Here is a 22,658-nt window from a genome sequence, read left to right on the forward strand (position 1 = left end):
TCTCAGGCGCTGCTGTGGGCCGCCGCCCGGGCCAGCGCGCGGGCGGTGAGCACGCCCGCGAGATGGCCGAGGTACTCGGCCGAGGTACCGCGCCCGGGGACGAACAGCTCCCTGGGCTCGGCGCGGAACGCCGCGAGCACCGCCCCGGTCGTGAACGGGCCCCCGCGCAGCCGGTCCTCGACCCCGCGCAGGCGCAGGGCGCGGGGGGTGGCTCCGGTGACCGCGATCCGCGGTCCGTCGGGGGTGATCCGCACGGCGGCGGCGCACAGCGGGTAGCGGGTGGCCCGGTCGGCGGTCTTCTCGAAGGCGGCCGCCCCTCCGGCGGCGGGCACCAGCAGGGCGGTCAGCACCTCCCCGGCGGGCACCCCGGAGGCGGCCAGCTCCTCGGCCGGGACCGTACGGGTTCCGCCGCGTCCGGCCAGTTCGGCCCGTGCGCCGGCGGCGATGGCGGCGACGGGCAGGTCGGTGGGACGCTCGGTGGCGGCCAGGTTGCCGCCGACGGTGCCGAGGTTGCGCACCTGCGGGTCTCCGTTGGCGCGGGCCGCGGCGGCCAGCTCCGGGGCCCCGGCCAGCACCCGCGGGTCCGCGGCGAGCTCGGCGAGGGTGGTCAGCGCCCCGATCCTCAGCTCCCCGGCGTCCCGTGCGACCCCGCGCAGCCGGGCGAGGTGGCGCACGTCGACCAGCAGGCGGGCCCGGTCGGCTCCGGTGCGCAGGCCGGGCAGCAGGCTCTGGCCGCCGGCCAGCACCCGGGCCCCGTCGGTGCCGGCGAGGAGGGCGAGGGCCTCTTCGAGGGAGTCGGGCCGGACGTAGTCGAAGTCGGCGAGGATCACCGGTCTCCTCCTTCCAGGACGCGCCAGACCTTCTCGGGGGTCAGCGGCATGTCGATGTGCCGGACGCCGAGGTCGGCGAGGGCGTCGACCACGGCGTTGACGACGGCGGCGGCGGGCGGCACGGTGGCGATCTCGCCGGCGCCCTTGGCCCCGAGCGGGTTGTGCGGGGAGGGGGTGACGGTCCGGTCGAGGGTGAAGAAGGGCACGTCGGCGGCGCGCGGCAGGGCGTAGCGGGTCAGGTCGGAGCTGAGGAGGATGCCGTTCTCGTCGTACTCGGCGGCCTCCATCAGGGCCTGGCCCAGGCCGTGCACGATGCTGCCCTCGATCTGGCCGTGGACGATCTTCGGGTTGCCGATGTTCCCGGCGTCGTCGACGGCGGTGTAGCCGACCACCTCGGTCTCGCCGGTGAGTTCGTCCACCTCGACCACCGCGACGTGCGTGCCGAAGGGGTAGTTGAAGTCCGGCGGGTCGAAGTGGGTGGTCTCGTCCAGGGCCGGTTCGATCTCGGGGGGCAGGCCCCAGCCGTACCACATGGCCATGGCCAGCTCGGAGAAGGTCTTGGCGTTCTCCGGATTGCCGGCCTCGTGGACGCCGCCGTTCTCGTAGACGACCTTGTCCTCGGGAACGTTCAGGAAGACGGCCCCCGCCTTGATCAGCTTGGCCTTGATCTTGCGGGCGGTGAGGGCGACGGCGGGGGCGGCCATGCTGTAGGAGCGGGAGCCGTAGGTGCCCTGGCCGTACGGGGCCTTGAGCGTGTCCCCCTCGTACACCTGGACCTGCGCCGGGTCGATGCCGAGTTCGTCGGCGGCGACCATCGCGAAGACGGTGCCGTGGCTCTGGCCGGTGGAGGCGGAGCCGACGGTGACGGCGACCTCGCCGGTGGGGTGGACGCGGATGTTCGCGCTCTCCCAGGTGCCGCCGAGCATGCCCTCCTTGGACATCCGGGTGGAGGGGCCGACCCCGCAGATGGCCACGTAGGTGGCGATGCCGACGCCCAGCCGCTTGCCGCGGGCGCGGGCGGCCGCCTTGCGGGCGGGCAGGTCGGCGTAGCCGGCCAGTTCCAGGGCGCGCTCGAAGTTGGGGGCGTAGTTCCCCGAGTCGTAGGTCCAGCCGAGGCCGTTGTCGTACGGGAACTTCTCCTGGGGCACGAGGTTGCGGCGGCGGACCTCCGCGGGGTCCATGCCGATCTCGGCGGCGTACCGGTCGACGAGGCGCTCCATCAGGAAGGCGGCCTCGGCGCGGCCGCTGCCGCGCTGGGCGCCCAGGGAGACCGTGTTGGTGAAGGCCGCGTAGACCTCGCAGAAGGCGGCGGGGATCTCGTACATGCCGGTGATGGACCGGCCCATCAGGGCGGTGGCGACGCCGGGTCCGATGGTGGAGGGGTAGGCGCCGAGGTTGGCGTAGCTGGTGCAGCGCACGGCGGTGATCCGGCCGTCGCGGGTGCCGGCCAGGGTGACGTGCTGGCGGTGGTCGCGGCCCTGGACGGTGGAGTTCATCAGCCCGGTGCGGGTGTCGACCCATTTGACGGGCCGGCCGAGGGCCTTGGAGAGCAGCAGGACCAGCGCCATGTCGGGGTAGAGGTAGCCCTTGGTGCCGAAGCTCCCGCCGACGGTCGGGGCGATCACCCGCAGCTTGTTGAACGGGATGCCGAGGACCAGCGCGGAGAGCAGGAAGCGGTGGTTGTGCGGGCCCTGGGTGGAGGCGTAGAGGGTGTACTCGCCGGTGGCGGCGTTGTAGTCGCCGACGGCCCCGCGCGGTTCGATGGGGCTGTTGATGGTGCGCTGGTTGACGAGGTCCAGCTCGACGGTGACCTCGGCGCGGGAGATGGCCGCGTCGGTGCGGTCCTTGTCGCCGCAGGTCCAGTACGCGTTGAGGTTGCCGGGGACGGCCTCGTGCAGCTGCGGCGCGCCCTCGGCGAGGGCCTCGTCGGCCCGGGTGACCACGGGCAGCGGCTCGTAGGCCACGTCGATCGCGGCGAGGGCGGCGGCGGCCTGGCGCGGGGTCTCGGCGACGACCACGGCGACGGGGTCGCCGACGTGGCGGACGGCGTCGCCGGTGAGGACCGGGCGGGCGCCGGGCAGTCCGTAGGGGTGGGGCGGGAAGTGGCTCTCCACCCCGCCGGGTATCCAGATGCAGGGCAGCGGCATGACGTCGGTGAAGTCGGCGGCGGTGGCCACCTTCAGGACGCCGGGCATCCGCTCGGCCGCCGAGGTGTCGACGGAGAGGATCCTCGCGTGGGCGACCGGGCTGCCGAGGATGGCCATGTGCGCGGTGCCGGGCAGGTCGATGTCCGCCACGTACACGGCTTCGCCGCGCAGGAGTTGCGGGTCCTCACGGCTGTCGAGCGGCTGTCCGAGGACGCCGCCCGCGGTGGTGCTCTCCCCCGTCACGGTGGTCATCCCCCTCACCGCCCCTCGGCCGCGGGCACGGCGGACTCGGCACCGTCGGACGGCGCGGGCGCGGCGCAGGCGCGCTGCACGCCGCGGACCACGCTGTGGTAGCCGGTGCAGCGGCAGAGGTTTCCGGTGAGCCACTCGCGGATCTCGGGCTCGGTGGGCGCCTGCCCCGGGGCGGTGTTCTCCACGAGCTCACCGAGGGCCATCACCATCCCGGGGGTGCAGAACCCGCACTGGGTGCCGTGCTCCTGGCGCAGGGCCTCCTGGAGGCCGGTCAGCTCACCGCCCCGGTCGGACACCCCTTCGATGGTGGTGACCTCGGAGCCGGCGGCGGAGGCGGTCAGGACCAGGCAGCTCTTGACGGACCTGCCGTCGAGGCGGACCACGCAGGTGCCGCACTGGCCGGTGTCGCAGCCGACCTTGGTGCCGGTCAGCCCGAGTCCGTCGCGGAGCCGCTCCACGAGGAGTTCGCTCGGCCGGGCCGCGAACTCCTCGGGTCTTCCGTTCACGTGGAGGGTCAGGGTGGGGGCGGGTGTCAGATCCATGCGAGCGCCTGCGCTTCCGTGAGCGACCGGTTGAAGAGGGGGCCGCCGGGCTGCTGGAGAATTCCTCCGGAGTGCAGCGGTCCGGTGTCGACGGCGGCGAATCCGAGATCGGTGATGATTCCCGCGACGATTTCCTTCGCCTTCGGGTCGTCGCCCGCCGTGTAATGCGCGAGGCGTTCCCCTGCGGTTTTTCCCGCGACGGCCAGGGTTTCGAAATGCATGGTGTTCAGGGACTTCACGACCCGGGCGCCGGGATACCACTCGGCGACCAGTTCGCTGGAGGTGCGCCCGCCCAGGTCGGCGGGGGTGCCGGGGCCGCTGAACGCGTTGGTGGCGTCCACCAGCACCTTGTCCTGCACGACGTGCGGGGGCAGCAGCCCGCGCACGCTCGGGTACGGCACCATCAGCACCAGGAGGTCGGCCCGTCCGGCGGCCTCGACGGGGCGTGCCGCGGCGGCCGCGGCGGGGCCCAGTTCGGCCAGCAGGGGGGCGAGTGACTCCGGCCCGGTGGCGTTGGCGAGGACCACCTCGTGGCCTGCGGCCACCAGGATCCTCGCGAGGGTCGAGCCGATCCGCCCGGTGCCGATGACGCCTGTCCGCATGGGGGCTCCTTGATCGCTCGGTCCGGCGGCGCCGGACGTCGGGTCCGTTCAGTCCATGCCGATCCAGACCGACTTGGTCTGGGTGTAGCTCTCCAGGGACTCCGGGCCGCACTCGCGGCCGTAGCCGGAGGCCTTGTAGCCGCCGTAGGGGACGGAGGGGTCGTACTGGTTGTAGCAGTTGACCCAGACGGTGCCGGCCTTGATCTGGGAGGCGACCCGGTGGGCCCGGCGCAGGTCCCTGGTGTGGACCCCGGCGGCGAGGCCGTACGCGCTGTCGTTGGCGATGCGCACGGCGTCCTCCTCGGTGTCGAAGGGGATGACCGACAGGACGGGGCCGAAGATCTCCTCCTGGGCGATCCGCATCCCGTTGTCGACGCCGGTGAAGACGGTGGGCAGGAAGTACAGGCCCTGGCTGGAGGCCCCCTCGGGGGTCCAGCCGGTGCCGCCGGTGCGCAGCACCGCACCTTCCTTCTCGCCCACCTCGATGTAGGAGCTGACCTTGTCGAACTGGGCGCGGTGGGCCAGCGGCCCGAAGAGGGTCTCCGGGTCGCGGGGGTCGCCGGGCTTGAGGGCGGCGGCCCGGCGGACCAGGCGTTCGACCAGTTCGTCGTGGATCGGGCGCTGGAGCAGCAGCCGGGAGCCGGCCGTGCAGATCTCGCCCTTGTTGTAGTAGATGCCGAAGAAGGCGAGTTCCTCGGCGGCGTCGAGGTCGGCGTCGGCGAAGACGATGTTGGCGGACTTGCCGCCGAGTTCCATCGTGACCTTCTTCAGGGTGCCGGCCGACTTGCGGATGATCGACTGTCCGACGGCGGTGGAGCCGGTGAAGGCGATCTTGTCGATGCCGGGGTGGCCGGTGAGGGTCTCCCCCAGCTCCACTCCCGGTCCGGTGACCACGTTCAGCACTCCGTCGGGGATCTCCGCCTCCTGGAACAGCTCGGCGATCTTCAGGGCGGTGAGCGGGGTGGCCGGGGAGGGCTTGTGGACGACCGTGTTCCCGGCCGCCAGGGCCGGGGCGATCTTGGTCATCGACAGCAGCAGCGGGAAGTTGAACGGGGTGATGGCGCAGACCACGCCCAGCGGCTCGCGCAGGGTGTAGGCGAGCTGACCGCCGGCGGGAGCCCTGGAGGAGCCGTCGACCCGGGTGACCGCGCCCGCGTAGTAGTGCATCAGCTGGGCGGCCATGGGTGCGTCGACGGTGCTGGAGAAGGCGAACGGCTTGCCCATGTCCACCGTCTCCAGCAGGGCGATCTCCTCCAGGTCCCGTTCGATCAGCTCACCCACGCGGTTGAGCCGCAGCGCGCGCTCCTGGGCGGACAGCCCGCTCCACGGGCCCTCCTCGTACGCCGTGCGGGCGGCCGCGACGGCGGCGTCCGCGTCGGTCGCGGCGGCCTGGGCCACCGGTACGATCTCCTGTCCGTCGATCGGGCTGATGTCCGGTTCCGTACGGCCGTCCCGGGCCGGGACCCACTGGCCGCCGATGAACAGCTTCCCGGGGTGGGCCAGCGGGTGGCCGCTGAGCTCGCGCTTGGTCATGGCTGCACCTTCCGGTGTCGCGGGGAAAGGCCCTACACCTCTTCGAGCTGTCGCAGAAACGTCTCGGCGAGGGCCTTGGACGAATAGGGGTTCTGGCCGGTGGTGAGCTTGCGGTCGACGACGACGTGGGAGTCCCAGATGGCGTCGGCCTTCTCGTAGCGGGCGCCGAGTCTGGTCAGCTCGGCCTCCAGGATCAGCGGGAGCCGGCCGGCCATGTTGGTGACCAGTTCCTCCTCGTGGGAGAACGCCGTCATCCGGTACCCCTCGAAGGGCCAGCGGCCCTCTCCGTCGCGCAGGGCGAGGAGGGAGGTGTGGCCGTGGCAGACGGTGGCGATCGGCTTGTCCTGCGCGATGGCCCAGCGCAGCACCTGCGCCAGTTCGTCGGACTTGGGCAGGTCGCCGATGGCCCCGTGGCCGCCGCTGATGTAGAGGGCGTCGTACCCGGCGACGTCCTTCTCGCCGAGGGACTCGATGGCGAGCGGGCTGCGCAACTGGGGGGCGGACTCGATGACGCGGACGTACTCGGCCGCGTTGGCGGCGTCCTCGTCGGCCGAGCCCGCCGGGCGCACGTACCGCAGGAACTGGGGGTCGATGCTGGTCTGGTCGACCGTGGGGGTGGCGCCCCCGATCGTCGCCACGTCGACGGTGTGGCCGGCGGCCTGGAAGAGGGTGTAGGGGACCACGAATTCCTCGGCCCAGAAGCCCGAGGGGTGCTGCTCCCCGTCCAGGAGGTGGAGGGTGGCCTTTGCCGTCAAGACGACGAGAATCCTCATGATTCTCTCCTTGTTCTGGATTCGGTGCCGATTCAACACGCCACCGGAGGAGGGGCGTAAGGGGGTGACGTCAGGCACGCGATACTTCGTCACGTGCGTCCAACGCCGTGAGGATCGTGCGGAATTCACCGACCAGGGGGTGGTCGGGGAACGCTTCGGCGAATATGCGTTCGCCGTACAGGGCCGCCATTTCCGGTACGTACGGGAGGATTCCGGCCAGGGGGGTGCCGTATACCTCCTCGGCGCGCCGGCGGACGGCTTCGTGGTCGACGCCCGCGGGCGCCATGCTCAGGACCAGGGCGCGCCGGCAGGCCAGCCGCCCGGCGAGGGCGATGGTCTCCTCGACCCCGGAGAGGTCGATCCGGTCGGCCCTCGTCATGATCAGGACGACGTCGGCGCTGCCCATGGCGGTCACCGACTCGTTGTTGAGCCCGGCGTGCGTGTCGAGCAGCAGGACGTCCAGCGCGTGGCTGCGCGCCAGCCGCTCGAAGCCCTCCGGGAGCAGTCCCACGTCGTACCCGGTGGCCATCAGCTCCCGCAGGGCCGCCGTCCCGGTCCGGGCCGGTACGACGTACAGGCCGGGCACCGAGGTCCGCCGGGCGGCGGCCTCGATCTCGCAGCGGCCGAGCAGGTAGTCGGCCAGCGAGCCGGTGCCGGGTGCGACGCCGAACAACAGGTCCAGGGTGGGCGACTGGAGGTCCGTGTCCACCACCCCGACCCGCCGTCCGGCGGCCGCCAGCAGCAGCGCCAGGTTGGCCAGCACCGAGGACTTGCCGGTGCCGCCGCGGTGCGAGTGCACCACGATGGTCCGGGTCATCACGCCACCACCCGGTACGCCGTGCCGTCCGCATGCGGCCCCCGCGCCGCACGTGGCCGGTGCAGGGCCAGCATGGTGACGTCGTCGTGCTGTTCGGCGGTGCCGGTGTGCTCGCGCACCGCCCGGTCCATCAGGTCGACCAGGTCCCGGCCGTTCGCCGGGGGGCCGGCGAGCAGTTCGAGCATCCTGTCGTCACCGAGGAAGTAGCCTTCGGGGCAGCGCGCCTCGGGCACTCCGTCGGTGAACACGAAAAGGGTGTCGCCCGGATCCAGCTGGGCGTAGCCGAGGGTGTAGACGCAGTCGGGCAGGACCCCGACCGCCGGTCCCGTGACCTCCAGGGCCCGGGTTCCGGAGCCGTCGCCGGAGAGCAGCAGCGGCGGGTTGTGGCCGCCGTTGACGTAGACGAGGCTGCCGGTGCGGGGGTCCAGGACGCCGAAGAAGAGAGTGGCGAAGTACCCCTGCCTGAGGTGGTTGCGGGTGAGGTAGCCGTTGGTGGCGGTGACCGCGTTGAGCAGCGGCGTGGCGCCGACCACCGGGGTGCGTCGGCTGCCGCCGGTGCGGCCGGCGGCCATCAGGTGCTGCAGGCCGCTGTTCTCGGCGGTGTGCCGCAGCAGGGAGCGGATGAGCGCCATGAAGAGGGCGGCACCCACCCCCTTGTCGCAGACGTCGGCGACCACGAGGGCCAGTCTGCGGCCCCGGGAGAGCTCGAAGACGTCGTAGAAGTCCCCGGCGACCTGCCGGGCCGGCCGGAAGCGGACGTCGATCTCCCAGCCGGCGGGGACGGGCAGCGATTCGGGCAGGAAGCCGGCCTGGATCTCCCGGCCGATCTCCAGTTCCTTCTCGTAGCCCATGAGTTCGGCGCGGGCGTCGGCCTCCTGCACGGTACGGCCGAGCCCGGCCCGTTCCGTGCAGCTGGTCAGCCGGGCTCCGACGAGGGCGGGCAGGAAGGGTGGGACGAGGTAGTCGTGGCCCAGGCGGACGTGCCGCTCCAGGGCGGCGAAGTCCCCCACGGTCCAGGCGACCACGATCGGGGCCCCGGCCCAGCGGCGCAGCCGGCGCACGACCGAGCGCACGGTGTCGGCGTCGGCTTCGGCGGGGACGAGCAGCACGTCCCCGACGGGCAGCGCGTCCAGGCTGCCGCGCAGCAGGTGCGAGAGGTTCGGGGTGACGAGTTCCGCGTCCATCAGCCGGAGCGATTCGAGCAGTTCGGCCGGCGGCAGCGGTTCCACGTCGAGGATGATCACGGTTGTGGAGGGCATGCGTCCGTCCCCTCGGCCTTGACGGTCAGCGTGCTGATGTTGCGGCCGTCCCGGCGGGCATAGGTGTACGAATCCACACTGGTCAGGGCCAGGTGGATGCCGAGGCCGCCGACCCGCCGCCGCTCCGGGGGGACCCCGGGATCCGGCGGCAGGCGGCCCGCGACGGGGTCGAACGCGGGGGCGGCGTCCTCGATGGTGATCCGCACCCCGTCGGGCCCGGAGCGGCCCAGGACGGTGATCCGTCCCTCGCCGCCCCGGTACCCGTGCATCACGATGTTGGTGGCCAGTTCGTCGACGGCCAGCCGGATCCGGTAGGTCGCCCCGGTGCCGAGGCGGGCCCGGGCGGCGAGCCGCAGGACGAACGCGGCGATCTCGCCCAGTGCCCCCAGCGTCGCGGGCACCTCCAGTACGGCGGGCTTCCTCGCCAGTTCGACCACGTCACCCACCGGCCCGGGCGCCCCGCACGGTCGTCGGCGACTCAGTCATCGGAGAGCTGGATGCTGCGGTCGAGTCCGGCCGTGCGGATGGTCCGTGAGACGGGCTCGATGGCGCCGACCACCCTGATGGTGACGTGGTCCGCCACCTTCTGCTGGGCGAAGACCAGGGAGCGCAGCCCGGCGCTGGCCATGTAGCCGACGCCCGCCATCCGGATCTCGACGGTGCTGGTGCCGTGACCGGCGGCCTTCTCGATGGTCTGGTGGAAGTCCGGTGCGGTCTTGGCGTCCAGCTCGCCCGCCAGTTCGATCACGGTGGTGTCGCCCTCGATGCTCAGGGACACGGAAAGCGGCATGTCAGGTCTCCTTCGGTCACTCGGGGTCGTTGGCGCGGCCGACCAGGATCACGACCGAGCGCGGGCCGATCAGGTACTTGCCGGCGTTGTCGAGCTCCTGCTCCGTGCCCGGCGTGCGGATGTCGTACGGGGCCTCCGCACCGGTGTCGGCGAACAGGTGCCAGCTGCGGCCGTGGGGCAGGGCGGGCAGTTCCAGGTCGTGCGCCTCCCAGTGCGAGTTCATGGCGACGTACACCACGTCCTCGTCGGCGGTGCCGCAGCGGGCCACCGCGATCAGGCGGCTCTCCGGCGACCAGTCGGGCTGCCAGGCCCGCTCTCCGTGCCAGCTGATGTCCGGCAGCCCCAGGCCGTCGCGGAGCTTGCCGGTGGCGTGGGTGGTGGAGCGCAGCTCGCGGTGGCGGCCCCGGAAGGCGATCATCTCGCGGGTGAAGCGGAGCAGTTCGGCGCTGTCGTCGACCTGGTCCCAGTCGAACCAGGACAGCTCGTTGTCCTGGCAGTAGGTGTTGTTGTTGCCCTGCTGGGTGCGGGCGACCTCGTCCCCGGACAGCAGCATCGGGATGCCCTGGCTGGTGAGGAGGATGGCCATGGCGTTCTTCATCTGCCGCAGCCGCAGGGCGTTGACCTCGGGATCGTCCGTGGGGCCCTCGGCCCCGCAGTTCCAGCTGTTGTTGTCGTTGGCCCCGTCGTTGTTGCCCTCGCCGTTGGCCTCGTTGTGCTTGTCGTTGTACGAGACCAGGTCGGCCAGGGTGAAGCCGTCGTGGGCCGTCAGGAAGTTGACGGAGGCGGTGGTGCCGCGGCTGGAGTAGAGGTCGGGCGAGCCCGCGATCCGGGTGGCCAGCTCGCCGGTGACCCCCGGGTCGCCCTTGAGGAAGCGGCGGACGGTGTCGCGGTACTTGCCGTTCCACTCGGCCCAGCGGCCGTAGGCCGGGAAGTTGCCGACCTCGTAGAGGCCGCCGGCGTCCCAGGCCTCGGCGATGAGCTTGGTGTGCCGCAGGACGGGGTCGAAGGCGAGCATCTCCAGCAGCGGCGGGTTGGGCAGCGGGGTGCCGTCCAGGTCCCGGCCGAGGATGGCCGCGAGGTCGAAGCGGAAGCCGTCGACGTGGTAGTCGGCGACCCAGTGGCGCAGGCAGTCGAGCACGTAGTTGCGCACGACGGGGTGGTTGCAGTTGACCGTGTTGCCGGTGCCGCTGAAGTTGAAGTAGTACCCCTCGGGCGTGAGCATGTAGTACGTGGCGTTGTCGAGCCCCTTGAAGGAGATGGTGGGGCCCTGCTCGTTGCCCTCGGCGGTGTGGTTGAAGACGACGTCGAGGATGACCTCGATGCCGGCCGCGTGCAGGTCCTTGATCAGGGTGCGGAACTCGTCGCCCTGCATCCCGTAGCGTCCGGTGGCCGCGTAGCCGGCCTTGGGCGCGAAGAAGGAGACGGTGTTGTAGCCCCAGTAGTCGTAGAGCTTCTCCCCGGTCTCCGGATTGCTGCGCGGGTTGTCGCTCTCGTCGAACTCGAAGACGGGCAGCAGCTCGACGCAGTTGACCCCGAGCTCCTTGAGGTACGGGATCTTCTCCCGCAGCCCCGCGAAGGTGCCGGGGGCGGTGACCTGCGAGGAGGGGTGCCGGGTGAAGCCGCGCACGTGGGCCTCGTACACGACGAGGTCCTCGGCGGGGATCCCCAGCGGGGTGTCGTCGCCCCAGTCGAAGTCCTGGAGGCAGACCCGCGAGCGGTACTGGTAGCCGCGGCTGCGGTCCGGCTCCACGCCCCACACGTCGCGGCCGGCGATCAGCCGGGCGTAGGGGTCGGAGAGGACCTGGCGGGCGTCGAAGCGGTGTCCGGTGACCGGGTCGTAGGGGCCGTCGGCCCGGTAGCCGTACTCGATGTTCTCGTGGTCGAGGCCGAAGACCGTCATGGAGAAGACGCTGCCGGTGCGGAACTCCTCGGGGAATTCCAGCTCGGCCATCGGCTCGGGCTCTCCGCGCTTGTAGAGGACCAGGGTCATGGAGGTGGCCTGGTCGGAGAAGACGGAGAAGCTGACCCCGCCGGGGACCACGTTGGCCCCGAAGGGGAACGGCTTGCCCGCGCGGACGCGGTACCCGCCCACCTCGTGGGTCGGGTACGCGTCCACGCGCAGCACTCGTTCGGAGCGGGCCTCGCTCATCGCACGGCCTTGGCCCGGCCGGCGGCGGCCGCGGCCTCGCCGGTGGAGAAGAAGTCGAGGAATCCGGTGGCCGACATGACGAACCGGACTTCCTCGCTCACCCCGTACAGGGTGACGGCGACGCCGGCGTGCTGGGCCTCGCGGTAGACGACCAGCAGGGTGCGCAGGCCGGCGCTGGAGACGTAGGTGACGGCGGTCAGGTCGATGCGCAGCGGCCGGTCCTCGCGGACGAGCGGCAGCAGGGTCTCCAGCAGGGTGCCGGAGGTCTCGCTGTTGATCTCGCCGGTGGCGACGAGCACGGTGCCCGTCTTGTTCCGGCGTTCCTTCAGGTTCAGGCTCATGTCGTGCTTCCCCTCTGGTTGGGGCGCCCCCCGTTGGGCATTACTTCTGGGCCACCGGCCGGAGCCGGACCTTGACCTTGACCCGCCCCTGGACGTCGGGGAGGTGGACGGTCAGCTCGTCCGCGTCGAACTCCTCGTACGGCTTCTCGTCGATCTCCACGGACGCGATCCGCACCGAGCCCGCGGGCAGCAGGTCGGGCGAGACGCGCAGGGTCCGGCCCGGCAGGTCGGCCGGGTCGGGCTGGAAGTGGAAGTCCATCTCCCGGCCGTTGATGAGCAGGTTGTTGTAGACGGCGGCGAGGTAGCACAGCTCCGCCGAGTGGTACATGGACATCGAGTGGCTGCCCTTGAGCCGCTCGGTGCCGAGCAGGTACGGCGTGCCGCTGGCGAGCACGTTGAAGTACACGGCTCCCTCGTCGTGGTCGAGGAAGAAGGTGTTGTAGAAGGCCTGCGCCTGGCGGGCCTCGCGCAGGTTCGCCTCGCCGCCGACGGTGCCGTGCAGGATGAGGTAGGCGAGGATCGCCTGCTCCTGCTGCCACCAGGCCTTGCGGTCGTGCCAGGCGAAACGGTACGTCTCCTGGTCCCCGTCCTTCACGCGCTCCACGACGTCGTACCAGCCGCCGCGCTGCCGGTCGCTGCCGACGGCCGGCATGATCTCGCCGATCTTGCGGGCGAGCTCCTGGTAGGCGGGCTTGGCCTTCAGCGAGTTCATCCGCATCAGGTTCCAGGCGATCTTCAGGTTGTGCCCGACGACCGCACGGTTCTGCTGCCAGCTGTGCGCGGTGTCGTGGGACCAGTCGCGGAAGAAGCGTTCCTGGACGAACGGGCTGTTCTTGTAGTCCGGGAACTTGTCCGCGATGGTGTCGAAGGTGTACTCGAGGAAGTCGGCGTACTTCTGGTCGCCGGTCGCCAGGTACAGGTTGATCAGGTACGCGGGCGCGTGGTCGCCGACCGAGTTCCAGTTCTTGCGTTCGGCGTTCTCGCCGAGGGACTCGTGGTCGGGGCTGAAGAGGATCGGGTCGATGTGCGAGAAGTATCCGCCCTGCTCCGGGTCGTGGAAGAACTTGTCGAACAGCCGGATGGTGGCGTCGGCGTCGTTCTTGATCCGGACGTCGCCGGTGACCCGGTAGGTCTGGATCGGGCCGGCCAGGGCGTAGATCTGCTCGTACATCGGGATCGCGTCGTAGTCGTCGGAGAACTCCGAGGTGAACAGCTTGCGTTCGCTGTCCCCGTCGACGCTGATGCCGTGGTACCAGTAGACGACGTCTTCCTCGCTGTCGACGACCCGCATGTGCTTGCGCAGGTACTCGGTGCCGCGCTCGGCGATCTCCAGGTACTCGTCCTTGCCGGTCAGCAGGTAGGCCGAGGCCATGCCGTAGACCAGGCGGGAGATGGTGTCGGTCTCCTGGACGTGGCTGGCGGTCTTGTCGCCGCCGAGCCGGATCTCGGTGCGGTACTGGTCGAAGTCCACCGGCCCGTCACCGAACTGGGCGCGCTTGTAGAAGTCGGCGAGGGACTCGATCTGCTTCACCCACCAGCCGGCCTCCTCGAAGCGGAAGTCCTCGGCGCTGCGGCCCAGGAACACCAGCCGCTTGGCGTCGAAGCGCCCGCCCTGCTCGGGGTAGTGGACCCCGTAGGCGAAGAGGAACCGGCCGGCCGAGAGCATCTCGTCGACGTGCCCGGAGGCGTCGACGTACGGCTCGTCCAGGTTGCGCACCAGTTCGGCGCTGGGACCCGAGGCGAGCGAGACGTCGAACTCCCGGTCGTCGGCGGTCCGCAGGCGCAGTGTCCGCGTCGCGGAGTCGAAGCGGACGACGTAGCCCGCGATCGTGTCGGAGAAGGAGAAACCGGGCGTGCCCGCCATGTCATGCACCGTCCTTGTCGTGTGAGCGGTCGTCCTCGAATCCCTGACTGACCTCGACGATCACCCCGTCGGGATCGCGGACCCACACGGTCCGCCAGCCGCAGATGAAGTCGTCGAAGTCCAGCGGCCCCAGGGTCACGTCGGCCGCGTCGCCCAGTTCGGCGAGGAACGCGTCGACGTCGTCCGTCTGGAAGGCCAGGTGCCGGATCCGGCCGGGGGCCGGCGGTCCGTCGTCGTGGGCCGGGCCGGCCGGGCCCACCGGCGACTCGAAGAGTTCCAGGTACGCGTCCCCCTTGCGCAGGAACACGATCCGGGCCTCCCCGAGGTCGACCACCCGGGCCCGGCTGAAGCCGAAGTACCGGGTGTAGAACTCCTCGGTGCTCTTCTGGTCGGCGCAGTTGAGTCCCACGTGCGACCAGACCATCCGCCCCGTCACCGGTTCCCCCGGCCCGCGGCGATCAGCTCGATGATCCGGCGGGCGAAGAGGTGGTGGTGGGCGCCGGTGCGGCCGGTGACCAGGTCGCCGTCGACCACCACGTCCTCGTCGACGTACTCGGCGCCCATGTTGCGGACGTCGCCGATGAGGTTGTTGTGGCAGACCACCTTGCGGCCGCGGACCTTGTCCGGGATGGAGGAGGCCAGCCACATGCCGTGGCAGATGATCCCCTTGAGGACGGTCGGCTCCTCGAAGGCCCGGCGCAGGAACTCGGTCGCGGGCGCCAGCACGTCCACGTCCTCGGTGTAGCGCAGCCGGTCGGCCACCATGCCGGAGGGCACGATGACGGCGGCGTAGCGGCGCAGTTCCTCGTCGCCCAGCCCCTCCAGGGACTTGTCGGCGGTGAACGGCGCCCGGTACTCGTGCCCGGAGAAGGTGATGGAGCCGTTGCCCCACAGCCGGGTCAGGAAGTCGACCTCGGCGCCCTCCTCCGCGAACCGGCGCTGGTAGTAGAAGATCTCCGGCTCGTAGAAGTCGCTCTCGACCAGGACCGCGATCCGGGTCCCGCTCAGCGCGCCCTCGCGCAGTACGGCGTCAGGCACGGGACACCCCCCTCAGGAAGTCCGCCGCGCGCTCGGCGATCATCGCGATGGCGGTGTGGCAGTTGCCCGACGGGACGGCGGGCATGACGCTGGCGTCGACGACGCGCAGGTTCCGTACTCCGTGCACCCGCAGCTCGGGGTCGACCACGGCGAGGTCGTCGACGCCCATGCGGCAGGAGCCGGCCTGGTGGTGGTAGCTCTCCGCCTTCTGCCGGACGAAGGTCCGCAGCTCCTCGTCGGTGACGGCGCCGGGCCCCGGCTGGAGCTCCTGCTTGTACCAGGGCGAGAAGGCGGAGGTGGCGAAGATCTCCCGGGCGACCTTGACGCCCTGGACCATGCGCTCCAGGTCCCAGCGGTCACCCAGGTAGTTCGGGTCGATCAGCGGGTGGGCGAGCGGGTCCGCGCTCGCCAGGCGGATCGAGCCGCGCGAGACCGGGCGGACGACGCCGGGGAGGATGGACACCGTGTTGGGGTGGTTCCGGCCGACGATCACGTCGAAGGGGACGTGGACGAAGGCGATCTGCAGGTCCGGGGCGGGCAGTCCGGGCCGGGAGGACAGGAACAGCGCGCTCTCCGAGAGGTTCTGCGCCGGCGCCGGGAGTTCCTGGGTGACCTCGGCCATCAGCCCGGTCAGGACGTGGTTGTGGAAGTTCTCGCCGACCCCGGGCAGGGCGGCGGTGACCTCGATGCCGTGCTCGCGCAGCTGCTCGGGGTGGCCGATGCCGGAGAGCAGCAGCAGCTTCGGGGACTCGATCGCCCCGGCGGCCACGATCACCTCGCGGCGGGCCCGTACGGTGTGCGGCCCGGGGGCCGCGGCGGTGCTGTGGCCGTCGCGTACCGTCCGGCCGGGGATCTCGGCCGGGGGCCGCAGCTGGACGTACTCGACGCCCGTGCAGGTGTCCCCGTCCAGCAGCAGCCGGGTGGTCTGCGCGTGGGTGCGCAGGGTCAGGTTGGGGCGGGTGAGGGCCGGCTCCAGGTAGGAGGCCAGGGTGCCCTGGCGGCGGCCGTCGGCCACGTCGATGTGGTGCCAGCCGGTGCCGAAGAGGCCGCGGCGGGGGCCGTCGGTGTTGAAGTCGGCGATCTCCTGGTGGCCGAGCTCGACGGCGGCGTCGATGAAGGCGCGGGAGACCGGGTTGGGGCCGTGCCGGCCGGCGTTGGTGACCCGCTGGGGGCCGCCGGTGCCGGTGGTGGGGGCGGTGGCGTCCTCCTGGTCCTCCAGGAGCGCGAAGTAGGGGAGCACGTCCTCGTAGGCCCAGCCGGCCGCGCCCTGGTAGGCCCAGTTGTCGAAGTCCGAGGCGTGGCCCCGGATGTGCATCATGATGTAGAGGTTGCTGCTGCCGCCGGGGGCCTTGCCGCGCGGCTCGTAGGTCCGCCGGCCGCCCAGGCCGGGCTGCGGGACGCTGGTGTAGCCCCAGTCGACGGGGCCGCCGAGCAGCTTGTACCAGGAGGACGGGTCGTCCACCTCGGGCGGGATGCGGTTGCCGCCGGCCTCCAGGACCAGGACGGAGACGTCCGGGTCGGCGGAGAGGCGGTGGGCGAGGACGCTGCCGGCGGTGCCGGAGCCGACGATCACGTAGTCGTACTGCTCTGTGGCCACGGGTCCGGTCCCCTCAGTCCTGGCTCAGCGCCTGGAAGGGAACGGTGTCGTGGAAGTTCGCCATGTAGGCGATCCGGCCGTCCACGATGCGGAAGAAGTTCATCACCTCGGCCTCGATGGTCTGCCCGGAGGGGCTGACCGCGGTGATGTGGGAGACGGCCGCCGCCTTCTCCCCGTCGACCAGGAAGTGCACGGGCTCGTTGCGGAAGACCCGGTACATGGCCCCCATGCCCTTCATCATCGAGCGCAGGGTCTCCAGGCCCTCGATGTGTCCGGCGAGCTGCTCGTCCATGACCTGGTCCTCGGCGAACAGGTCGCACCAGCGGTCCCAGTCGCCGGCGTTGGCGTACTCGTAGTACTTGGTGAGGATCTCTCGGGCGTCCATCGGTCGTTCATCCCCCCTATCGGTCCCTGCGGGTGCCGTCGGGCGCGAAGGGCGCCCAGAACTGGCTGAAGGCACTGGCCGTGTCCCCGAAGAGGCCGTCGCGGCCCTCGACGATCCGCCCGTCGCGCCACTTCATGAAGTGGAAGACCGGGTAGTCCATCCGCTCGTACGGGGAGCCGCCCGCCGGGTCCGCGCCGTCGCGCAGAGCGGTGTTGCGGCAGACGTCGGCGCTGCAGTCCTCCCCGGTGAGGACGGCCTCCAGCTCCATGCGGAAGGTGCCGCCGGTGAGCTTGTGGGTCTGGCCCATCAGCTCCAGGAAGGCGTCCAGGCTCTCGTACCAGCCGGCCAGCGGGTGGTTGCCGGGCACCAGCCAGCGCAGGTCCTCGGAGTAGTACTCGAGGATGCGCGCGCGGTCTCCGGAGCCGAGGGCGCGGTAGGCGGCCTCGACCCGCTCGCGGGTCACTTCGGTCATCGCCGCGGCCCTCTCAGAGCGAGCCCGAACCGGGCATCGGCGCCAGTTCGTTGACGGTGTACTGCTTGATCAGCGGGCCGTCCGCGCCGGCCACGACGGTCCAGGTCTGGTCGGCGTCGAAGCCGAGCCACTGGCTGCGGGCGGCCGGCGGGTCCCAGATCTTGGCCTGCCAGTTGACGAGGACGCGGACGATCGCCCGGTCCCCCTCGATGACCGGCTCCACCTTGGTGACCGTGTGCACCTCGTCGAAGAAGCGGTGGGTGACGGCGTCGTACCAGCGGCCGAAGCCCTGGTGGCCGAGGAAGGTGTCCTCGGGGACCTTGAACTCCAGGTCCTCGGTGATGAGGTCCAGGACCTGCTCCAGCGGGAGGTGGCGGTCCAGGGCCACGTACCAGTTCTCGGCGAAGGTGCGGATCGCGTCCTCGGTCAGCCGCTCGGCGGGCATGCGGTCTCCTCCTGTTCGGTGTGGTCCGGTCGGTTCAGATCTGGACGTCGACGAGGAACGGGCCGGGGTGGGCCAGCATCCGGTCCACGGCGGCCGCCGCCTCGTCCGGCTTCTCCACCCGGGTCCCGTCGGCGCCCAGCGCCCGGGCCAGCCCCGCGAAGTCGATCTCGGGGCGGGAGAGGTCGAAGGAGCCCGGGAAGGGGTGCTCGGCGATGTCCCGTTCGCGCCAGTACTGGGCGATGTTGTCGTCGAGCAGCCGGTACTTGCGGTTGTTGCAGACCACGAACTTGGCGTCGATCCCGTGCCGGACCGCCGTCCACAGCGCCTGGTAGGTGTACATGGACCCGCCGTCGCCCGCGAAGCCGACGACGAGCCGGTCGGGGCGGGCCAGCTTGGCGCCGACCGCTCCGGGGAAGCCCACGCCCAGCGAGCCGCCCCGGGTGAGGTGGTAGTCGCCCGGGCGTTCGGGCGGCAGGTACCGGGTGACCAGCGGGGAGGTGGTGAGCGCCTCGTCGAAGACGATCAGGTCCCCGCGGGTGCGTTCGGCCAGGGTCCGCAGGAAGACGGCCATCGGCGTGTCGTCGTCAGGTGACGCCTGCCCGGCGCTGCGGGCCCGCTCCCGGGTCCGTACGTCGATCCGCGCGGCCGCCGCCGCCCGGCGCGCCGGGGTCAGCCGCCGTTCCAGGACGCCGGCCAGCGCGCGCAGCGCCTGGCGCGGGTCGGCGGCCAGCCCGAGGTCGACGGGGTGGTTCTTGGCGATCTCGTAGGCGTTCAGGTCGATGTGCACGACCTTGGCGCCGGGCCGGAACGGGTTCTCCAGTTCGGGGAACACCTCGGGGAAGACGTAGGTGCCGACGATCAGCACCCCGTCGGCCCCGCCGACCAGCTCCTTGCTGTGCGGGCCGAACATGTGGCCGGTCTGGCCGCGGCGCAGCGGGTGCGAGGCCGCGATGTTCACCTCGGAGGAGTCGACCTCGTACACGTCGGCGCCCAGCAGCTCGGCGACGGCGGCGAGTTCGGCCTGGGCTCCGGAGAGCGCGACCCCGTCCCCGACGAGGACCACCGGGTGTTCGGCGGAGGCGAGCAGCTCGGCCGCCCGGCCCACCGAGGCCGGCGAGGGCGCCACGTCGGTCAGCGGCACGGTGGCGGGCAGGACGGGCTCGGAGTTGAGCTCGTCCAGCACGTCCATGGGCAGGGCCACGAACACCGGGCCGCGCGGCGGGGTGAGGGCGATCTTCACGGCCCGCCGGATCGTGCGCAGCACGGACCGGGGGTCGGTGACCCGGGTCGCGTACTTGGTGACGGGCTTGGCCATGGCCACCAGGTCGCAGGCCATCTGGGCGTCCATGGCGTCGTAGCGCACCCCGGCGTCGCCGGCGACCACGACCAGCGGGGTGTGGCCGCGCAGCGACTGGTAGAGCATGCCGATGCCGTTGCCCAGCCCCACCCCGGAGTGCAGCTGGAGCAGCGCCGCACCCCCGGTGGCCCGGGCGTAGCCGTCGGCGATGCCGGCGGCCACGGTTTCCTGGAGGGCCAGGACGTACCGGAAGTCCGCCGCCGCGTCGACCGCGTCGAGGAATCCCTGTTCCACCGTTCCCGGATTTCCGAACATCACCGTCAGGCCGTCGGCCTTGAACTGCTCGATCAGCCTTTCCCGTCCGGGAGTGGCTTCGGAATTCATCGGACTCCCCCTCATTCCCCTACCACCCGTAACGGGTGAGACCGTTCTCCAGGACTTCCACGATCTTCTGCCCCGTGAGGTACGAGTCGGGGGTGGAACGGCCGGTGACGAAGGGGTAGTCGACTATCACCGACAGCGGGTGGCCGAAATTCCCGTGATAGGCGCCGCGCGGGCCGGTCGCGTCGCGCAGGATGTACTCCAGCGGGTACGGCGGCGGACCCATGTTGAAGTCGGTGCCGAGGAATCCGGTGCCGTCCTTGTAGTCGTACTCCTTGCAGTGGCCGGTGACGTGCTTGCCCCAGATGATGCTCTTGCGGTCGCCCCAGTCGCGGGCGAAGGCCAGGCAGGCGACGCCGTAGCACTCGGCGGCGACGACCTTCCCGGCGTTCTTGAAGGCCAGGATCAGGGCGTGGACCCGCTCGTTGTTGGCGAGGTCGACGATGGGCCCGCTGCCGCCGACGATCAGGATCGCGTCGTAGCCGGCGATGTCGGCTTCGAGCTTCTCCAGGTCCCGGTGGTACTGCTCCAGCTTGCGCAGGTACTCGCCGTCGCTCGTGTACGGGCGCTCCGGCACCCACGCCTCGATGTCGAGGGGCGAGTCGAGGCGGCTCGACTGCTCGAACTCCCGGCCCAGCCGGGCGTTCTCCTCCGAGGTGACCGAGCGGCCGAGCGGAGGGTCGACGAAGTGCGGGTCGAGGCTCGGCGGAAGCGCGTGCGCACGCTTTCCGGTCGGCGTGGCGAATGTGATCTCGTAGCCCTGCTCGTCGAACTTCGAAACGGGACCGATCAGTTCCTCGGACCAGTAACCGTGTTCGGAGACGATGACCAGAATCTTTCTGCTCACGGATTCCTCCAGGCGCGGCCTGTTGTCGTTTGCGTTCCCCACACTGCGTGCGCCGGGAGCCCCCGTCAAAGGGCCGGATTGCGACTTCGTGAGGTAGCGGGCAAGGTCGTGGCGGCACCTCACCTAGTAGTCCGGGGAGGTCAGGAAGTACGCGCCGGACTTCCTGACCTCGGCCGGATCGCTGAACCATTTCAAGATCCCCGTTTTATGGTCTGGACGCGCCGTGAGGGTCGGGCGCGCCGGGTCAGGAGTGCGTGAGGAGAGGGACGGGGACGATGACGAAGGACCTGTTGTGCACACACGTCGACCAGATACGTCCGGTGAAGCCATCCGCGGACGGCTGTGAGGAGTGCCTGCGCCTGGGGGACGTCTGGGTGCACCTGCGCATGTGCCTGAGCTGCGGGCACGTCGGATGCTGCGACTCCTCGAAGAACAAGCACGCCACCCGCCACTTCAGGGCGACGGCCCACCCGATCGCGGCCTCGCACGAGCCCGGTGAGGACTGGGCCTGGTGCTACGCCGACCAGCTGATGCTGGAGCCGGCGTGAACGCCGCCCAGGGGAGCCCCGCCTCCCCCGCGACCCCGGCCGCGAGCACGGCGGCCGCCCCCGCGGAACGGGCCGAGAGCCGCAAGCCCGTGATCCTGGCCGTGGACGACGACCCGCAGGTGCTGCGGGCCGTCCGCCGGGACCTGCGCAGCGCGTACGGCGACCGCTACCGGGTGCTGGGCGCCTCCTCCGCCGCCGACGCCCTGAAGATCCTCGACTCCCTCGACGAGCGGGGCCACGACCCCGCGCTGTTCCTCGTCGACCAGCGGATGCCCGACGTCACCGGGGTGGAGTTCCTGCTGGAGGCGGTCAGCCGGTTCCCCGACGCCCGCAGGGTGCTGCTGACGGCTTACGCGGAGACGGACGCGGCCATCACCGCCATCAACCGGGTCCGGCTGGACTACTACCTGCTCAAGCCCTGGGACCCGCCGCACGAGCGGCTCTTCCCGGTCCTGGACGACCTGCTCTCGGACTGGCTGGCCACCTACCGCCCCGCCTACGACGGGATCATCGTCGCGGGCCACCTGGTCTCCCCCGGCACCCACGCCGTGCGCGACTTCTTCACCCGCAACGGGCAGCCGTTCCGCTTCCTGAACGTGGAACGGGACCCCGAGGCGCTGACGGTGATCGCCGACGCCCAGGCGGGAGCGGCGCTGCCGCTGGTGCGCTTCCCGGACGGCTCGGTGCTCTCGGCCCCGACCGACGCGGAACTCGCCCGGCGGCTCGGCCTGTCCACGACGGCCTCCCGCCCGCACTACGAGTGCGTGATCGTCGGCGCCGGCCCGGCGGGCCTGGCGGCCGGGGTGTACGCGGCCTCGGAGGGGCTGTCCACGCTGATGCTGGACTCCCGCGCCCCGGGCGGGCAGGCCGGCACCTCCAGCCTGATCGAGAACTACCTCGGCTTCCCCTCGGGCCTCTCCGGCGGGGACCTGACCCGCCGGGCCACCATCCAGGCCTCCCGCTTCGGCGCCGAGATCCTGCACCCGGTGGAGGTGGTCTCCCTCACCCGGGACGACCCGGCGAAGATCCTGACCCTGGCGGACGGCACGGAGATCAGCGCGGAGACGGTGCTGCTGGCGACCGGGGTCTCGTACAACCGCCTGGAGGCCCCCGGCGCGGACCGCTTCGAGGGCGCGGGCCTGTACTACGGAGCGGCGACCACGGAGAGCTCGGCGTGCATCTCCCAGCACGTGTTCATCGTGGGCGGCGCCAACTCGGCCGGGCAGGCGGCGGTGCACTTCGCCAAGTACGCGGCCCGGGTGACCATCCTGGTCCGCGCGGCCTCCCTGGACGCGAGCATGTCCCGCTACCTGATCGACGAGGTCGAGCGCACCCCGAACATCGAGGTGAAGGTCCGCACGACCGTCACCGCCCTGGACGGTGGGGAGCACCTGGAGCGGATCACCCTGCACGACGCGGACACCGGCGAGGACCGGGAGGTCCCGGCCCGGTTCATGTTCACGTTCATCGGGGCCCGCCCGCACACGGACTGGCTGTCGGGGGTGGTGGAGCGCGACGAGTACGGCTTCGTCCTCACCGGCTCCGACCTGATCGCCAACGGCGGGGAGCTGCCGGCGGAGTGGAGCCTGGAGCGCGCCCCCTACCCGCTGGAGACCAGCGTCCCCGGGGTCTTCGCGGCGGGCGACGTACGGGCCCACTCGGTCAAGCGGGTCGCCTCGGGCGTGGGCGAGGGGGCGATGGCCGTCTCGCTGATCCACCGCTACCGCTCGATGGGCTGAGTGAGCCGAG

23 protein-coding genes are annotated in these 22,658 nt (G+C 71.3%); 2 read left to right on the top strand and 21 right to left on the bottom strand.

The window, feature by feature from the left end; all coding sequences use genetic code 11:
• Nucleotides 1-2 precede the first annotated feature (2 nt).
• From ACFY0O_RS28755 to ACFY0O_RS28855, 21 genes are all read right to left on the bottom strand, one after another.
• The gene (locus tag ACFY0O_RS28755; RefSeq protein ID WP_388951824.1) at nt 3-830 is read right to left on the bottom strand and encodes an FAD binding domain-containing protein; all 828 of its coding nucleotides are present in this window, start codon (nt 828-830) and stop codon (nt 3-5) included.
• On the bottom strand, nt 827-3,229 hold the full coding sequence (locus ACFY0O_RS28760) for a xanthine dehydrogenase family protein molybdopterin-binding subunit (RefSeq protein WP_388951827.1): 2,403 nt from the start codon (nt 3,227-3,229) through the stop codon (nt 827-829). The genes ACFY0O_RS28755 and ACFY0O_RS28760 overlap by 4 nt, the downstream gene beginning before the upstream one ends.
• Nucleotides 3,230-3,234: 5 nt before the next feature.
• On the bottom strand, nt 3,235-3,771 hold the full coding sequence (locus ACFY0O_RS28765) for a (2Fe-2S)-binding protein (RefSeq protein ID WP_358894501.1): 537 nt from the start codon (nt 3,769-3,771) through the stop codon (nt 3,235-3,237).
• Nucleotides 3,762-4,373, bottom strand: coding sequence for an NAD(P)-binding domain-containing protein (locus tag ACFY0O_RS28770; RefSeq protein WP_358894502.1), 612 nt, complete (start codon nt 4,371-4,373; stop codon nt 3,762-3,764). Before ACFY0O_RS28770 ends, ACFY0O_RS28765 begins: the two co-directional genes overlap by 10 nt.
• A 48-nt stretch (nt 4,374-4,421) precedes the next feature.
• Nucleotides 4,422-5,906 carry an aldehyde dehydrogenase family protein gene (locus ACFY0O_RS28775; protein WP_388951831.1) on the bottom strand — a complete coding sequence of 495 codons (1,485 nt, stop codon included), beginning with the start codon at nt 5,904-5,906 and terminating at the stop codon, nt 4,422-4,424.
• Nucleotides 5,907-5,938: 32 nt separating this feature from the next.
• Nucleotides 5,939-6,679: a type 1 glutamine amidotransferase domain-containing protein gene (locus tag ACFY0O_RS28780; protein ID WP_358894504.1), complete on the bottom strand. Its 741-nt coding sequence runs from the start codon at nt 6,677-6,679 to the stop codon at nt 5,939-5,941.
• A 70-nt stretch (nt 6,680-6,749) separates the two neighbouring features.
• Nucleotides 6,750-7,496, bottom strand: coding sequence for an AAA family ATPase (locus ACFY0O_RS28785; RefSeq protein ID WP_388951834.1), 747 nt, complete (start codon nt 7,494-7,496; stop codon nt 6,750-6,752).
• Entirely contained in the window at nt 7,496-8,755 is a 1,260-nt protein-coding gene (locus ACFY0O_RS28790) for a PP2C family protein-serine/threonine phosphatase (protein ID WP_388951837.1), read from the bottom strand. Before ACFY0O_RS28790 ends, ACFY0O_RS28785 begins: the two co-directional genes overlap by 1 nt.
• Nucleotides 8,737-9,201, bottom strand: coding sequence for an ATP-binding protein (locus ACFY0O_RS28795; protein WP_388951839.1), 465 nt, complete (start codon nt 9,199-9,201; stop codon nt 8,737-8,739). The genes ACFY0O_RS28790 and ACFY0O_RS28795 overlap by 19 nt, the downstream gene beginning before the upstream one ends.
• Nucleotides 9,202-9,233: 32 nt before the next feature.
• A complete protein-coding gene (locus ACFY0O_RS28800) occupies nt 9,234-9,545 on the bottom strand; it encodes an STAS domain-containing protein (protein WP_358894508.1) in 312 nt (103 codons plus the stop codon).
• A 16-nt stretch (nt 9,546-9,561) separates the two neighbouring features.
• Nucleotides 9,562-11,694, bottom strand: a complete 2,133-nt coding sequence (gene glgX / locus ACFY0O_RS28805; protein ID WP_388951842.1) for a glycogen debranching protein GlgX — start codon at nt 11,692-11,694, stop codon at nt 9,562-9,564.
• A complete protein-coding gene (locus ACFY0O_RS28810; RefSeq protein WP_358894510.1) occupies nt 11,691-12,035 on the bottom strand; it encodes an STAS domain-containing protein in 345 nt (114 codons plus the stop codon). Before ACFY0O_RS28810 ends, glgX begins: the two co-directional genes overlap by 4 nt.
• A 40-nt stretch (nt 12,036-12,075) precedes the next feature.
• The gene (locus tag ACFY0O_RS28815; protein ID WP_388951845.1) at nt 12,076-13,899 is read right to left on the bottom strand and encodes an AGE family epimerase/isomerase; all 1,824 of its coding nucleotides are present in this window, start codon (nt 13,897-13,899) and stop codon (nt 12,076-12,078) included.
• A 1-nt stretch (nt 13,900) separates the two neighbouring features.
• Nucleotides 13,901-14,308 carry a VOC family protein gene (locus ACFY0O_RS28820; RefSeq protein ID WP_388951847.1) on the bottom strand — a complete coding sequence of 136 codons (408 nt, stop codon included), beginning with the start codon at nt 14,306-14,308 and terminating at the stop codon, nt 13,901-13,903.
• A gap of 23 nt (nt 14,309-14,331) precedes the next feature.
• Nucleotides 14,332-14,937 carry a DJ-1/PfpI family protein gene (locus ACFY0O_RS28825; protein ID WP_388951849.1) on the bottom strand — a complete coding sequence of 202 codons (606 nt, stop codon included), beginning with the start codon at nt 14,935-14,937 and terminating at the stop codon, nt 14,332-14,334.
• The gene (locus ACFY0O_RS28830; protein WP_388951852.1) at nt 14,930-16,534 is read right to left on the bottom strand and encodes a GMC family oxidoreductase; all 1,605 of its coding nucleotides are present in this window, start codon (nt 16,532-16,534) and stop codon (nt 14,930-14,932) included. Before ACFY0O_RS28830 ends, ACFY0O_RS28825 begins: the two co-directional genes overlap by 8 nt.
• A 13-nt stretch (nt 16,535-16,547) precedes the next feature.
• Nucleotides 16,548-16,919, bottom strand: a complete 372-nt coding sequence (locus tag ACFY0O_RS28835; protein WP_388951854.1) for a nuclear transport factor 2 family protein — start codon at nt 16,917-16,919, stop codon at nt 16,548-16,550.
• Between the two features lie 16 nt (nt 16,920-16,935).
• Nucleotides 16,936-17,391: a nuclear transport factor 2 family protein gene (locus ACFY0O_RS28840; RefSeq protein ID WP_358894516.1), complete on the bottom strand. Its 456-nt coding sequence runs from the start codon at nt 17,389-17,391 to the stop codon at nt 16,936-16,938.
• 13 nt (nt 17,392-17,404) lie between these two features.
• On the bottom strand, nt 17,405-17,836 hold the full coding sequence (locus ACFY0O_RS28845) for a nuclear transport factor 2 family protein (protein ID WP_388951856.1): 432 nt from the start codon (nt 17,834-17,836) through the stop codon (nt 17,405-17,407).
• 34 nt (nt 17,837-17,870) lie between these two features.
• Nucleotides 17,871-19,517 (bottom strand): thiamine pyrophosphate-binding protein, encoded by a 1,647-nt coding sequence (locus tag ACFY0O_RS28850; protein ID WP_388951859.1) that lies wholly within the window; start codon nt 19,515-19,517, stop codon nt 17,871-17,873.
• Between the two features lie 19 nt (nt 19,518-19,536).
• Complete coding sequence (locus ACFY0O_RS28855) at nt 19,537-20,361, bottom strand: type 1 glutamine amidotransferase domain-containing protein (protein WP_388951862.1); 825 nt, start codon at nt 20,359-20,361, stop codon at nt 19,537-19,539.
• Nucleotides 20,362-20,636: 275 nt separating this feature from the next.
• On the opposite strand from ACFY0O_RS28855, the gene ACFY0O_RS28860 reads away from it, so the two are divergent.
• Nucleotides 20,637-20,909 carry a UBP-type zinc finger domain-containing protein gene (locus ACFY0O_RS28860; protein ID WP_358894520.1) on the top strand — a complete coding sequence of 91 codons (273 nt, stop codon included), beginning with the start codon at nt 20,637-20,639 and terminating at the stop codon, nt 20,907-20,909.
• An 89-nt stretch (nt 20,910-20,998) separates the two neighbouring features.
• The gene (locus ACFY0O_RS28865; RefSeq protein WP_388952039.1) at nt 20,999-22,648 is read left to right on the top strand and encodes an FAD-dependent oxidoreductase; all 1,650 of its coding nucleotides are present in this window, start codon (nt 20,999-21,001) and stop codon (nt 22,646-22,648) included.
• Nucleotides 22,649-22,658: the final 10 nt, after the last annotated feature.

The organism is Streptomyces sp. NPDC001594 (assembly GCF_042893675.1).
Classification (GTDB): Bacteria; Actinomycetota; Actinomycetes; order Streptomycetales; family Streptomycetaceae; genus Streptomyces.